The sequence below is a fragment of the Campylobacter sp. CFSAN093259 genome, from assembly GCF_012889985.1.
Lineage (GTDB): Bacteria > Campylobacterota > Campylobacteria > Campylobacterales > Campylobacteraceae > Campylobacter_D > Campylobacter_D jejuni.
On record NZ_CP040617.1, the window covers coordinates 1084778 to 1098168 of the forward strand.

The following is a 13391-nucleotide window of genomic DNA, read 5'->3' on the forward strand; positions in this document are numbered from 1 at the left end:
TTAATTTATAAGTTAAATATATCCTTTAAACCTACAATAATCATCTTAAACCCCATAGCAACAATAAATACTTGTGCTATACGAGAAAAAACATGTAAAATCAATTTTCCAACTATTTTTTCTATAGTAGCTGCAAAATGAAAAAGTATAAACATAAAAATAAAAGCTATCATTACTCCACCAAGAGCAACATCAAGCCCACCATCTTCGGCTATAACAATAACGCTAGCTAAAGTTCCAGGCCCAACAAGCATAGGAAATGCCATAGGTATTAAACTCTGTCTTAAAATTTCCTTATCATCCATATCTTGATAAGAACTAAAATCCTTAGTTGCAATTTTTGTTGAAAAAAGTAAATTTTTAATAGCCATTATAATAAGAACCAAACCACCAGAAACCCTTAAATCATCCAATGAAACTCTAAAAATATAGTTCATAAATAAAGGTCCTGATAATAAAAACACCAAAACTATAGTAAAAGCTGTATAGAGAATAGTTCTAAAAAGTTTTTTTCGAAGCATTAAAGGCAATCCATCACTCATAGCCAAAAATTGAGTTAAATTACCAAAAGGATTTAATATAGCAAGTAAAGTAATTGCAGCAAAAAACATCAAATAAAGCTCAGAACCCATACTAGAAAACACTATCAATCCTTAGTTTTTACAAATTCCAAAGAAATAGAATTTACACAATGTCTTACATTTTTAGCAGAAAATCCTTCTCCTTCAAAAACATGACCTAAATGTCCATTGCAGTTTGCACATACAATCTCGGTTCTAATCCCATCTTTATCAGGAATTCTTTTAATAGCCCCTTTTATTTCATCATCAAAGCTAGGCCATCCGCAACCTGATTTAAATTTATCTTCGGATTTATAAAGCGAAGCTCCACATTGCTTGCATTGATAGATTCCTTTTTCATAAAAATCATTATATTTCCCACTAAAAGGAGCTTCTGTTCCTTTATTTAAAATTACTTTTTTTTCTTCTTCATTTAATTCTTTCATGATCTGCCCTTGTAAAATAATTTTTATATTATATAATTAAAATTTCAATTTTAAATGATAAATTTTTATAATTTTCAAGAAAGTTTTAAATGCAAAAAGAATTTTTTCAAGAACTTCAAGATATTTTATATGAAAAAAATATAACTATAAAATTTCACTCTTTTCAAAATTTTTATGAAGACTTTAAAAGCCACAAATTTATTTTTAATCACGAGCATCAAAGCATTTTCAAAAAAAATACATCGCAACAAATTACCTTGTTTCATCCTACGCGTATAAGAAGGCCTAAATTTCTCAATTCAACTCATGCGCTTGCTAAAATAATTCATTCAGTCGCTCATATAGAATTTAATGCAATTAACCTGGCTTTAGATGCGAGTTATCGCTTTAAAAATCTACCTTTGCAATTTTATTACGATTGGCTGGAGGTGGCAGATGAGGAAATTAAACATTTCAAACTTTTAAATTCAGCGCTTGAAGAACTTGGTTACAAATATGGAGATTTTCCAGTGCATGATAATTTAGAATCTGCTCTAGAAGCTACAAAAGACTCTTTAAGCTTTAGAATGGGAATAGTTCATAGAGGTTTAGAAGCTAAAGGGCTTGATGCCAACCCCTTTGTTGTTCAAAAACTTCAAAGTTCCAATCATTCCATTAAAAATCTTTTAATGGAATATCTTGAAATTATACTTAATGATGAAATAAAACACGTTAAAAAAGGAGATACTTGGTGGAAATTTGCAAACCAAAACAAGTATAATTTTATCGAGCTTTGCAAAACATTTAAACAATTCTCTCTTGCAGGAAAAAAACTTAACATTCAAGCAAGAATCAAAGCTGGCTTCACTCAAGAAGAATGCGAAGTCATTGAAAAATTTTACTCTTGATTTCTTGTCTTAAATTTTGAAACGATAATAGTATATAAAACTCGAATAATTCCATAAAGCACATACAAGCTTGCTAAAATTACTAAACTTTCAAGAGGGTAAAGATATAAAAATGAAAATATTATAATTAAAATAATCAAAACTTTTAAAACACTAGAACGATTAAAATCAAGCTTTTTAAAGCTAGGATAGCGTATATTACTTACCATTAAAAGCCCTAAAATTGCTTGAAGCACCAAAAAAACTACACCATAAGGCTTTAAAAAATCATAACTGATAAATGCATAAGTCCATATAGCACTCACAACTGCTGCAGTAGGTATAGGAAGACCTATAAAAACGGAGGGTTCATAAGTGCCTGTGGTAACATTAAATCTCGCCAAACGAATAGCTCCAAAAACCACAAAAAAAGCTGTAATCAAAGATCCAAGCTTTCCAAAATCATAACCTATAGCCATATAAAAAAGAACCGCTGGAGCAACTCCAAAAGCTACTAGATCAGCTAAAGAATCAAATTCTACTCCAAATTTTGAAGTAGAATTTGTAAGTCTTGCAACGCGGCCATCAAGCCCATCGCAAATCAAAGATAAAATAATATAAATCAAAGCTGTATAATAATTTCCATGTATTGAAGCTATAATAGAAATAACCCCTAAAAAAGCTGAAGCAGCTGTAAAAAGATTGGGTAAAATATAAATTAGTTGCGGTCTGTTATTCATTATTTTTCCTTACGCAAAATAGCCTAGCAATGAGCCTGCTTTAATTTCATCATTTAAGCCTATGTGAATTCTAGTATCTTTTGGTAAAAGTAAACTTATAGAGCCATTGATTAAAAAACCCATTCTATCTCCTGCTTTTAAATCATGAGAAATATTATCGAGCTTTAATTTTCTATCAAAAGAACCTGCATAGATTCGCAAGGCTATCGTTTTATTCTCTTTAACTTTTGCCAAAATAAAAGCTCTTTCATTCATCATTTTTGCAGATTTTAATTCACTGCACAAAAAAAGCCCATGTCGTAAACGAATATCTATTATAGACATTGCAAAAGGTGTATTAAAATTCCCAGCATCATAAAGAGCATTTTTAATAGTAATTTCAACACATTCACCCAAATCTTTATGATGAATATTTTCTATTTTAGTAACCCTACCATCTATAGGTGCAAAAATAGCTTTTTCATCACTACAAACAAGTTCTCTTTTAGGTGTTCTAAAAAGAAAAATACAAATTACAATTAATGCTAATAGCAAGATGGAAAAAGAGTAAAAAATCCACATAAAAATAAAAACCAAGCTTAAAATAATAAGACTTAAATATCCATCTTTTGCAATAAAATCTTTCATTCTTCTACTTTAACTTCAGTTTTAACTTCTTCGAGTTCTTGTAAACGAGTTGGTAGACTATTTTGATCCTCAAACTCTTTAATAATCTCACGCACTTTATTACCTTCAATAGTTTCTTCTTCATAAAGGGCTGCAACCATAGTCTCAATCGCTCCTTTATAAGTATTTAAAGTATCTTTAACATCTTTATAGCGTTCATCTAAGGTTTTCTTTACATAATCATCTAAAGATTCTGCCATCTTTTCAGAATAGTCTTTTATAGTTTGCCCACCACTTAAGAAAGTATTTCTTTGTTTTTCAAGCACCATAAGTCCTGCAATTTCACTCATACCATACATAGAAATCATAGCTTTTATGATATCAGTTGCTCTTTCCAAATCATTACTTGCACCCGTTGAAATTTCACCTATGAACACTTCTTCAGCCGCACGACCACCCAAAAGCACATCTACTTCGGCAATAAGTTCATGTTTTTGCATTAAAAATTTATTTTCCTCAGGGGTGTTTAAAGTATAACCTAAAGCCGCAAGACCACGTGGAATCACAGAAACCTTACTTACACGTTTTGCACCTTTGGTAGTTTCAGCAATCAAGGCATGACCGCATTCATGATAAGTAACAATTTTCTTTTCTTTTTCATTAATACGACGTGATTTCTTCTCAAGTCCTGCTATAGCTCTTTCAACAGCTTCAACTAAATCATTTTGTTCTACATATTTTTTAGAATCCCTACCTGCTAAAAGTGCCGCTTCATTAATAATATTTGCAAGATCAGCTCCTGCAAGCCCTGCGGTTAAGCGTGCTATATCTTCTACTTTAACTTTTGGAGATATTTTGACATCTTTCATGTGCACTTTTAAAATATCACACCTACCTTTAAAATCAGGTTTATCAACTAAAACTTGTCTATCAAACCTTCCTGGTCTTAAAAGCGCTGCATCTAAAACTTCTGGGCGATTTGTTGCTGCTAAAACAATGACTGGGGAACTTTCTGTCCCAAAGCCATCCATTTCAGCCAAAAGCTGATTTAAAGTTTGCTCTCTTTCATCGTTTCCACCCATCATGCCACTTGCTGCACGACTTTTACCAATAGCATCTATTTCATCTATAAAAACAATAGCAGGAGCTTCTTTTTTTGCATTTTCAAACAAATCTCTCACACGAGAAGCACCTACACCCACAAACATTTCTATAAAAGACGAACCTGAAACACTAAAAAACGGCACATCAGCTTCACCTGCAACTGCTTTTGCAAGCAAAGTTTTTCCTGTACCTGGAGGCCCAACAAGTAAAAGCCCTTTTGGAATTTTAGCTCCCAATTTAATATATCTTTCAGGATACTTTAAAAAATCTACAATTTCTTTTACTTCTTCTTTAGCTTCTTCAACACCAGCTACATCGCTAAATTTTACTTTAGGTTTTTCTGAATTTACAAGCTTCTTAGAACTTCCTATACCCAATATAGAACTTCCCATATTTTTTTGCATACGACTTGCCAAAAACATCCAAATACCAAAGAAAATAAATACTGGCAAAACCCATGAAAAAAGTATATCCGTAAACCAATTTGTTTCAGAATACGCACCATAAGCGATATTTTTACTATCTAGTAAACTCACAAGCTCAGGATCATTAACTTTTTTTGCTGTATAAACAGTATTGTGAGAGCTTGAAATCGCTTTGATTGTTGTTTGTCCTATACTAACTTGATTGATTTGTCCACTTTCAATAAGCTTTTTTAACTCAGAATAAGGGACATTTTTATTTACTTCATTGCCATTCAATGCCCCGCCAAAAGAACCATTGCCATCAAAAAATCCCTTAAAAATAATTATCATTATAATTGCAAAAATCGCAAAAATAAAAATGGGATTTTTGTTAAAAAAATTATTACCCTGCGGATTACCCTTATTATTTTGGGTATTATTATTCATTACTTATCCTTTTTTATTATTTTTATATACAAAACTACACCACTCATTGATTTGCATTTCATCAATGAGTTCCAAATCTTGAAATTTTTCTTTAATTCTTGTTGAATATTTATCTAAAATTCCTGACAAAATAAGTATAGCATTATCTTCTAAATGGTTTTTAATATCTTTTTCTAAAATTAAAATCACATCTGCAATGATATTTGCAACAATTAGATTATATAAACCATTTGCTTTATCTATAGATCCACACCAAGCCTTGTGAAAATCGACACCATTTAATCTTGCATTTTCTAAAGAACTATCAATAGCCAACTCATCAGTATCACAAATTTCAACATTACAACCAAACTTTGCCATAATAATACCCAAAATTCCACTACCACAACCAAGATCTAAAGCTCTTAATTTACTTTTAGAAAATTTTTGTAAAAATTTTACACAAGAATATGTGCTTTCGTGATGTCCTGAGCCAAAGGCTAAGGCTGGATTAATCTTTATATTTATACAATTCTTCTTTTCTTCTTGCCAAGTTGTATGGATGTAAACATTATCCACTAAGATAGGTTTTATGCCTTTTTTATATTCTTGTATCCAGTCCTTGTTTTCTTTCTCTACAAGACTTAAATTAGAAATAATTTTATGGTTTAAATTGAAAGTAGTTGTAAGTTTTTGAGCAAATATTTCAAGTGCCCATGAAAACTCTTCTAAACTCTCATGGGATCTAATGTAAACACCATTATCTTTCTCTTCTATGGCTTCTATACCTAAATCAAAAGCAAAATCAAGAAATAAATTTTTATACCGCTCTTCTACGATAAAGAACAATTCATAATATTTTTTTTGCATTTAGAATTTTAAAAATCAGCCTTTACTCAGCTGCACCTTCTCCACTTCCTGTTCCTAAAACATCTTCAAGTTTTTCCTTTAAAACTTGTGGAGTAAAAGGTTTTACAATATAGTTATTTACGCCAGCTTTTAAAGCAGTAATCACTTCAGCTTTTCCGCCCTCAGTTGTAACCATGATGATAGGCATATCTTCATATTTTTTCTCTGCTCTTACTTTTTTTACCAACTCCAAGCCATTCATTTCTGGCATATTCCAATCTGTAATTAAAACTTTTACATCTTCATTTTTAGTTAATAAATCCCAAGCTTCAACGCCATGCTCAGCTTCTAAAACATCATCGTGTCCAAGTCTTGTTAGGGTATTTTTAATAATCCTTCTCATAGTAGAACTGTCATCAACAACTAACAATTTCACAATTTCGTCCTTTCAAAGTTTTTATAGTTTTATTTTACCCTTTTTAGCCTTATTAATCAAGCTAAAAAATTTTAAAAAACAGCATTATATCATCTTTTACTTAAATTTTTACTCAAATATTATTATTTTTATACTTAACCGTAAATAAATATACGCTTAAACCTAAAAGAAGCAAGCTCACTCCACCGATAAGATAAATCGCATAAATCATCTGAGAAAGATCACCAATAGCAAGTTTAAATACCAACATCAAAGCTTCTATAGCTAAAGCAATGATAATAGAACCCAAAAATCTCACCATAGTTTTTTGAATTCCACCTTCTTCTTTTTTTGTCCTTCCTAATACTTCTTGTTCGATCAAAGTTTTTGCCAAATCAAAAATAGCTAAAGCCAAAGTTATAGCGATGGTACTTTCAAACATATGTTCTATACCTATAGCTTGATTATCAAAAAGACTAAAAAAACCTTTTTGAAATAAAAAACAAGTAATCACAAATAAAACCAGTGCGAAGCAAAAATATACCGAACGACTAAATTGAGTAAAAACAAATTCAAATTTTCCTGCTTGAATAATCTTTAAAATATCTTCAAGTTTTATATCAATACAAACAACAAAAAGCAAGTTATTTTTATCATCGTAAATTGGCATAGAAGCTGTCACGCAAAGCTCATTATTTAAAACCGAAGGATAAGGATCGCTCAAAACACATCGTCTTAATTTTACAGCTCTATAAAAATAAGAACGAGTACTTCTATCCTCACCCTGTCCTATTTCATGAGCCTTATTTAAGGAAATCGCATTTTCTATTTGCATGCCTGAAATATCTAAAATATACAAAGCATCAAAAACAACAACTTCATGAGCTATTTTATCCAAAGCTGTTTTAATCGTTTCAAGGTGAATGTCAGGAAGTTTATTGGGCAGATTTCTTGTTAAAATATAACTCATATAAGCCCTAGCACGATAGCGATTATCTTCAAATCTTTGTATATCTTTTATATACATTATACGCCTTCTTTATTGTGTTTAAATTCAGGTACAATCTTTAATAAAGCCTCTGAAATATCTTCACATATTTGTAAATTTTCTATCTCTTTATTAAGCCAATCAAGATCAACCTTCTCATTCTTTGCTACAAAAATACTCTCATATTGCGTTTTAGCATCATTTTCATCAATCAAAAGCTCTTCATAAAGCTTCTCACCTTTTCTTAAACCTGTGATTTTAATTTCTAAATCATTGCGATTAGAAAGTAAAAGCATTTTTTTAGCTAAATCTATGATTTTCACAGGCCTACCCATATCCAAAACAAAAAGCTCTCCTCCTTTTGCGATAGCTCCAGCTTGTAAAACAAGTTGCACTGCCTCAGCCACAAGCATAAAATAACGCACTATATCAGGGTGCGTTAAAGTTAAAGGCTCATTATTGGCAATTTGTGCTTTAAATTTCGGTATCACACTACCACTAGAACCTAAAACATTACCAAAACGCACACAAGCAACTTCAAAATTTTCATCACTCATACTTAAAGTATAAAGCTCACAAACTCTTTTAGTGCAACCCATAATATTTGTTGGTCGCACTGCTTTATCTGTACTTATCATCACAAATTTAGCTACTTTATTTTCTTTAGCACTGTCGCATAAAATTTTAGTTCCTAAAATATTATTGATTACTGCTGAATGTGGATTTTGTTCGCAAAGAGGCACATGTTTATAAGCGGCTGCATGTAAAATAAGCTCAGGTTTATAAGTTTTTAATACCTCATCTAAACTTTGCTTATCTAAAATACTCAATAAAATAGGAGTAATTTTTTCTTTATATAAATTTAAATCATCATTGATCTTATAAAGATTATACTCACTATGATCAACCATAATAAGATGCTTAGCACCAAATTTAATACATTGCTTACAAAGTTCACTGCCTATAGTTCCACCTGCTCCACTTACCAAAACTACCTTGTCTTTTAAAAAAGCCGCCACAGCACTATCATCTAAATCTTTTGGTTTTCTAGCAAGCAAGTCTTCTATACTGATATCTCTTGCTTCGTTTCTTGTAAAAGAAAATATTTTTACATCACAAATACCATAAGCTACAAGTTCTTCAAAAAGTTTTTTAAGCTCTTCTTGTTCAAGTCTTAAAGCAATAATGGCAGTTTTTACCCCTTGTTCTACATAAGATTTTATTTTTTCTTTTTCTTCTACAATAAATTTATCACAATAAGTCCCTATAAGCTCTTTTCTCGCATCAACTACGCCTACAGGAAAAAGCCCTAAAGAACCTTCTTTTGCACCTTTTAACAAATGCAAAGCCTTAGAAGTTGCCCCTACTACAATACAAGGAGTTTCTTCTTCTTTCATTCTAGAAGGTTTAAAATCCACAAGCATTCTTTTGCTAATTCTTAAAGTACCTATAAACATATAAGAAAGAACAAAATCTATCACAATAGCACTTCTTGGAAAAGGATTAAAAAAATCACTAAAAAAATAAAAAATAAGAAAAAAACAAAACTCAGCTAAAAGCAAAGCGATAAAAATTTTTCTTGCTTCATTGAGAGAAAAAAATCTCCAAGCTACTTTATAAATTCTAAAAACAAACAAAAATGAAAGTTTTAAAACAAGCAAAATAATAGCAGAAACCATCATACCATGATAAAAAATACTCGGAATATCTCCACTAAACCTCAAAGAAAAAGCCAGATAAACGCTAAGTAAAATTAAAACAATATCTGAAGTTAAAAAAAATGCTAATCTTTTGCTTTTATAAAAAATCATTTTAAGCCTTTATGCTCTTTAAGATCAGTTTTGAAATTTCATAAACATCATCTTTACTCATCGCCGTGCCACTTGGCAAACAAATTCCTTTTTGGAAAAATAACTCACTATTGCCATTAAGATAAGCCTTAGCTCCTTTAAATACTTCTTGAGCGTGCATAGCTTTCCATAATGGTCTTGTTTCTATTTGTTCATTTTTCAAATCTTCTATGAGTTTTGAAATTTTTGGATGCAAAGTAATATTTTTTTGACTGATATTTATATCTTTTTGACAAGAATTAAGTTCATTTTTATCAAAATCAATCAAAGCTGTACTTAACCAGCGATTGCTTCTTGAATTTTCTAATTCATCTAAAAAGCTAAAACACTCTCCTAAAAATTCTTTATACCACTCATAAATTTCTCTTTTTTTAAGCACTCTTTGTTCTAAAACCTCCATTTGCGCTACGCCAATAGCTCCTAAAACATTGCTTAAGCGGTAATTATAACCATAATCTAAATGTTCATAATGCAAATAATTTTCCCTAGCTTGAGTGCTATAAAATCTTGCTTTTTCAATCTTTTCTTTATTTTTTCCTATAAGCATACCTCCACCTGAAGTGGTGATAATTTTATTGCCATTATAAGAATAAGCTCCAAATTCTCCAAAAGTTCCTAAAGCTTTATTCTTATAAAAACTTCCTAAAGCTTCAGCAGCATCTTCGATTAAAACAATTTCATTTTCTTTGCAAATTTCAACAATTTCATCCATTTTAGCCGCATTGCCATAAAGATGAGTTAAAATCAATGCTTTTGGTTTTTTTTCACATTCTTTAATAGCAAGCTTTAATAAATCTACATCGATATTATAAGTTTCATCACAATCTATAAATACAGGTTTTGCTTTAAGATAACAAATAGGTGCTACTGAAGCGATAAAAGTAAAAGAAGAAGCCAAAACAATATCATCTTGTTTTACCCCTGCCACCCTTAAAGCTAAATGCAAAGCCGCTGTGGCTGAATTTAAAGCTAAGGCATTTTCACTTTTACTGTAAGCCTTGACACTTTGTTCAAAGCGATTTACAAATTCACCCAAAGGTGCTATATAATTGCTTTTGAAAACTTCTTCTATGTATTTTAATTCATTACCACCCATATGCGGAGGAGAAAGAAAAAATCTCATGATTTATCCTTTGTGTAAAACAAAATTTTTATAAATTGACTCTATTTTACCTAAAAAAATTTACAAAGATTCAAATATTTAAATTCTTTTTATAGTCAAAGCTTGTTTTCATACCAATTTTTAAGCTTTTCTAAGTCTTCTTTTTTATAAATACTTTCAAAGCATTTAAGGAGTATTTTATTTTTTGTTTTGATAACAAAACAAACTTCAACTTGATTTAAAAATTTCATTTTTTCTATTTTAACAATTTCCAAATCTTCTCGTTTTATAAAATACATATAAAAAAGATTAAATTTACTAACTATATAAATTCCATTTTCACAAACTATTGCTAAATTTATAACATATATCAACAATAATAACATACCTGTTATCACAGAAGAAACTGATACTTGCAAACTCCAAAGTGTTTTTAAATTTTCATTTTCTAATTCAAAGAAAAAAAGAAGTTGATAAAAACCTTCAAAATTATACCAAATTCCTATTAATCCACCCAAAAAAGCAGCAATACCTGTATATTTTATAATCCTACTATTTTTAGAATTTACATTTGCTTTAAGACTAAAAAGTTTTTTGTGTTTTAAAGAATTTTTCAAAGGAAATATGTAGCATATTAGACATATGGTTAGTAAATTAATGACAATCCACCCCAAAGGCGAAGGATTTACTATATAGTGAACAACAAGATTGTTATTAAAATGCAATTTACATCCTTTTTGCAGGTACTCCCACAAAAACACCTTTTTCATCTTGATTTTTAACTAAAGTTGCTCCACCACCTAAAATACTATCATCTGCCAAACTTAAATTAGGCAAAACACAAGAATTAATCCCTAAAAAACAATTTTTACCAATTTTTACATTACCCGCACATTTAGCTCCCACACTCACATGAGAAAATTCCCCTATCACACATTCATGCTCAATTACGCTTGAAGTATTTAAAATCACACCTTTTTCTATTTTAGCTTTAGCGTTAATCACTACATAAGGCATGATTAAAATTCCTGCATTTTCTTCCACGATTGCGCTAGGACTTATAAGTGCACTTTTATGGATAAGATTGACAATTTTAAAGCCATTTTCTGAAATTTTTTGATAAATCTTTTTTCGAATTTCATTGTTTCCTATGGCTATAAAAAAATCATATTTAGGTAAGGTACTTTCAAATTTCATTCCTTTAAAATCATCTAAAAAAATACATTCTTTATAACCCATATTTTTAGCCACATCTTCACAAACAAGCCCATGACCACTAGCACCATAAATATAAATTTTTTCAGTTCTTGCCATTAAATTTCTCTGTTGTAACATGGCCTTCTTTGCTTACCCCACTTCGTTTTAAAACCTTTAAAGCTGTTAAAAACATGATTTTTAAATCAAGCAAAAAAGAAATATTTTTCACATAATACACATCAAGTTCGAATTTTTTCTGCCAAGAAATAGTATTTCTACCATTTACCTGCGCCCATCCTGTTATACCTGGACGCACTTTATGACGCAATTTTTGCTCTTTATTGTAAAGAGGCAAATACTCAACCAAAAGAGGTCTAGGTCCAACAAAACTCATATCCCCTTTTAAAACATTAAAAAGTTGCAAAAGCTCATCCAAACTTAAGCTTCTAACGATTTTTCCAAAAGCTTTCAAACGCAATTCATCGCTTAATAACCCACCCTTTTCATCTCTTTCATCGCTCATGGTTTTAAATTTATAAATTTTAAAAATTTTTTCATCTAACCCGGGACGATTTTGGGTAAAAATCACACTTCCTTGAGTGATTTTTAAAAGTAAAGCAGTGATTAAAATCACCGGAGAAAAAAGCACTAAAAGCACTAAAGCTAAAATAAAATCAAAAATTCTTTTAAAAACTTTTTCATACATTCTTAATTACCCTATCATAAAGTTTTAAATAACGCTGTGCGATTATATTTTCATCGTATTGTAAAGCATCTTGGGCGGCATTTTTAGCTAAATTTAATCTTAATTTTTCATCTTCTAATAAAAGTGAAATTTTTTCGCTTAAATCTTTAGCATTTTTTGTTTTTGCCCAAAGTCCATCATAAGCATTAGAAATAGCCTCCACACAACCTTCACAATCACTCACCACTATAGCCTTACCGCAAGCTTTTGCCTCCAAAACACTTACAGGAAAGCCTTCTTTATAGCTTGGCAAAACAAAAATATCACAATTTTGCAAAAGCTCGACTATATCACTTCTAGCACCCAAATAATGCACCGCGCCAGAGTTTAAAAACTCCAAACTTGCACAAGAAGGATTTTCATCTCTTCCACCAACTAAAACAAAATTTGCTTTGTCTTTTAGCATAGTAGCACTTTCATAAAATTCTTTTACACCCTTATGCCATAAAGCTCTTGCTATCATAAGCACAATGGGTTTTTTATCTATGTTTAAATTTTTCCAAAAAAGCTCTTTTTTTTCCGATTCTACATAAATAGGAAAAAATTTTTTTAAATTGATCCCTACAGATTTTATCACGCAAATTTTATTTTCTTTAAGTCCTAAATTCCGCATAAACTCAGCATTACTTTCATTGACAAAAATAAATTGGTGTGCAAATTTAAAACTTAATTTATAAAGACTATTAATAACAAAACGCACTAAATTTGCCTTAAAACCTTGATCTATATAAAAAGATCCCAAGCCTTCTACTAAGGCAAAACGATAAGGAATTTTTGCCCATTTTGCTGCTAAAATTCCAAAAGTATTGCTTTTGTGTGCCGCACTTTGAATAAAATCAAGATTTAAATTTTTCAAAACCTTAGCAAGATAAAAAAAATTCTTTAAAACCACAAAAGGATTTAAACTAGCTCTTGAAAACTCATAAACAATTACTTTTAAGCCAAGATCTCTAAGTTTTTGCGTGTATTCATCTTGCGGCACTATAACAAAAACTTCGTCTTTTCTATCTTTTAACGCTTTTATAATAGGCATTCTAAAATGATAAATACTCGCTCCTGCATGTGATAAAAATCCTATTCTCATTTTCAACCC

General features: G+C 30.4%; 15 protein-coding genes. 1 reads left to right on the top strand and 14 read right to left on the bottom strand.

The genetic code is table 11. The features are described 5' to 3' along the window. Nucleotides 1-5: 5 nt before the first annotated feature. Both FBF20_RS05705 and FBF20_RS05710 read right to left on the bottom strand, forming a co-directional pair. Nucleotides 6-632, bottom strand: a complete 627-nt coding sequence (locus tag FBF20_RS05705) for a MarC family protein (protein ID WP_002860212.1) — start codon at nt 630-632, stop codon at nt 6-8. A gap of 14 nt (nt 633-646) precedes the next feature. Next, nucleotides 647-1006, bottom strand: coding sequence for a methionine-R-sulfoxide reductase (locus tag FBF20_RS05710; protein ID WP_002853613.1), 360 nt, complete (start codon nt 1004-1006; stop codon nt 647-649). Nucleotides 1007-1095: 89 nt separating this feature from the next. On the opposite strand from FBF20_RS05710, the gene FBF20_RS05715 reads away from it, so the two are divergent. Next, nucleotides 1096-1893 (top strand): ferritin-like domain-containing protein, encoded by a 798-nt coding sequence (locus FBF20_RS05715; protein ID WP_002890476.1) that lies wholly within the window; start codon nt 1096-1098, stop codon nt 1891-1893. Here the strand turns inward: FBF20_RS05715 and pssA are convergent. From pssA to pglA, 12 genes are all read right to left on the bottom strand, one after another. Then, a complete protein-coding gene (pssA, locus tag FBF20_RS05720) occupies nt 1884-2612 on the bottom strand; it encodes a CDP-diacylglycerol--serine O-phosphatidyltransferase (RefSeq protein WP_002853992.1) in 729 nt (242 codons plus the stop codon). The two genes, FBF20_RS05715 and pssA, sit on opposite strands and share 10 nt — an antisense overlap. Nucleotides 2613-2621: 9 nt before the next feature. Then, complete coding sequence (locus FBF20_RS05725) at nt 2622-3239, bottom strand: phosphatidylserine decarboxylase (RefSeq protein ID WP_002904918.1); 618 nt, start codon at nt 3237-3239, stop codon at nt 2622-2624. Then, nucleotides 3236-5173 carry an ATP-dependent zinc metalloprotease FtsH gene (gene ftsH, locus FBF20_RS05730; protein ID WP_002852796.1) on the bottom strand — a complete coding sequence of 646 codons (1938 nt, stop codon included), beginning with the start codon at nt 5171-5173 and terminating at the stop codon, nt 3236-3238. Before ftsH ends, FBF20_RS05725 begins: the two co-directional genes overlap by 4 nt. A gap of 3 nt (nt 5174-5176) precedes the next feature. Continuing rightward, a complete protein-coding gene (locus tag FBF20_RS05735) occupies nt 5177-6022 on the bottom strand; it encodes a 50S ribosomal protein L11 methyltransferase (protein ID WP_002856135.1) in 846 nt (281 codons plus the stop codon). A gap of 22 nt (nt 6023-6044) precedes the next feature. Further along, on the bottom strand, nt 6045-6437 hold the full coding sequence (locus tag FBF20_RS05740) for a chemotaxis response regulator CheY (RefSeq protein ID WP_002866134.1): 393 nt from the start codon (nt 6435-6437) through the stop codon (nt 6045-6047). 112 nt (nt 6438-6549) lie between these two features. Beyond that, a complete protein-coding gene (locus FBF20_RS05745; protein WP_002856519.1) occupies nt 6550-7443 on the bottom strand; it encodes a PDC sensor domain-containing protein in 894 nt (297 codons plus the stop codon). Beyond that, entirely contained in the window at nt 7443-9215 is a 1773-nt protein-coding gene (pglF, locus tag FBF20_RS05750; protein WP_002855851.1) for a UDP-N-acetylglucosamine 4,6-dehydratase (configuration-retaining), read from the bottom strand. The genes FBF20_RS05745 and pglF overlap by 1 nt, the downstream gene beginning before the upstream one ends. Nucleotide 9216: 1 nt before the next feature. After that, a complete protein-coding gene (gene pglE / locus FBF20_RS05755) occupies nt 9217-10377 on the bottom strand; it encodes a UDP-N-acetylbacillosamine transaminase (RefSeq protein WP_002890472.1) in 1161 nt (386 codons plus the stop codon). A gap of 95 nt (nt 10378-10472) precedes the next feature. After that, nucleotides 10473-11126, bottom strand: coding sequence for a hypothetical protein (locus FBF20_RS05760; RefSeq protein WP_072223330.1), 654 nt, complete (start codon nt 11124-11126; stop codon nt 10473-10475). Next, entirely contained in the window at nt 11083-11670 is a 588-nt protein-coding gene (gene pglD, locus FBF20_RS05765) for a UDP-N-acetylbacillosamine N-acetyltransferase (protein ID WP_002852865.1), read from the bottom strand. Before pglD ends, FBF20_RS05760 begins: the two co-directional genes overlap by 44 nt. Continuing rightward, entirely contained in the window at nt 11657-12259 is a 603-nt protein-coding gene (pglC, locus tag FBF20_RS05770; protein ID WP_002890471.1) for an undecaprenyl phosphate N,N'-diacetylbacillosamine 1-phosphate transferase, read from the bottom strand. The genes pglD and pglC overlap by 14 nt, the downstream gene beginning before the upstream one ends. Continuing rightward, a complete protein-coding gene (gene pglA, locus FBF20_RS05775; protein ID WP_002852885.1) occupies nt 12252-13382 on the bottom strand; it encodes a N,N'-diacetylbacillosaminyl-diphospho-undecaprenol alpha-1,3-N-acetylgalactosaminyltransferase in 1131 nt (376 codons plus the stop codon). Before pglA ends, pglC begins: the two co-directional genes overlap by 8 nt. Between the last annotated feature and the right edge of the window lie 9 nt (nt 13383-13391).

What these genes read in the sequence shown, in the direction of transcription:
- ftsH (WP_002852796.1), bottom strand. Translation starts at nt 5,173, where the DNA reads ATGAATAATAATACCCAAAATAATAAGGGTAATCCGCAGGGTAATAAT.
- FBF20_RS05705 (WP_002860212.1), bottom strand. Translation starts at nt 632, where the DNA reads ATGGGTTCTGAGCTTTATTTGATGTTTTTTGCTGCAATTACTTTACTT.
- FBF20_RS05725 (WP_002904918.1), bottom strand. Translation starts at nt 3,239, where the DNA reads ATGAAAGATTTTATTGCAAAAGATGGATATTTAAGTCTTATTATTTTA.
- pglD (WP_002852865.1), bottom strand. Translation starts at nt 11,670, where the DNA reads ATGGCAAGAACTGAAAAAATTTATATTTATGGTGCTAGTGGTCATGGG.
- pglE (WP_002890472.1), bottom strand. Translation starts at nt 10,377, where the DNA reads ATGAGATTTTTTCTTTCTCCTCCGCATATGGGTGGTAATGAATTAAAA.
- FBF20_RS05735 (WP_002856135.1), bottom strand. Translation starts at nt 6,022, where the DNA reads ATGCAAAAAAAATATTATGAATTGTTCTTTATCGTAGAAGAGCGGTAT.
- pglA (WP_002852885.1), bottom strand. Translation starts at nt 13,382, where the DNA reads ATGAGAATAGGATTTTTATCACATGCAGGAGCGAGTATTTATCATTTT.
- FBF20_RS05745 (WP_002856519.1), bottom strand. Translation starts at nt 7,443, where the DNA reads ATGTATATAAAAGATATACAAAGATTTGAAGATAATCGCTATCGTGCT.
- pglC (WP_002890471.1), bottom strand. Translation starts at nt 12,259, where the DNA reads ATGTATGAAAAAGTTTTTAAAAGAATTTTTGATTTTATTTTAGCTTTA.
- FBF20_RS05760 (WP_072223330.1), bottom strand. Translation starts at nt 11,126, where the DNA reads ATGAAAAAGGTGTTTTTGTGGGAGTACCTGCAAAAAGGATGTAAATTG.
- pssA (WP_002853992.1), bottom strand. Translation starts at nt 2,612, where the DNA reads ATGAATAACAGACCGCAACTAATTTATATTTTACCCAATCTTTTTACA.
- FBF20_RS05715 (WP_002890476.1), top strand. Translation starts at nt 1,096, where the DNA reads ATGCAAAAAGAATTTTTTCAAGAACTTCAAGATATTTTATATGAAAAA.
- pglF (WP_002855851.1), bottom strand. Translation starts at nt 9,215, where the DNA reads ATGATTTTTTATAAAAGCAAAAGATTAGCATTTTTTTTAACTTCAGAT.
- FBF20_RS05710 (WP_002853613.1), bottom strand. Translation starts at nt 1,006, where the DNA reads ATGAAAGAATTAAATGAAGAAGAAAAAAAAGTAATTTTAAATAAAGGA.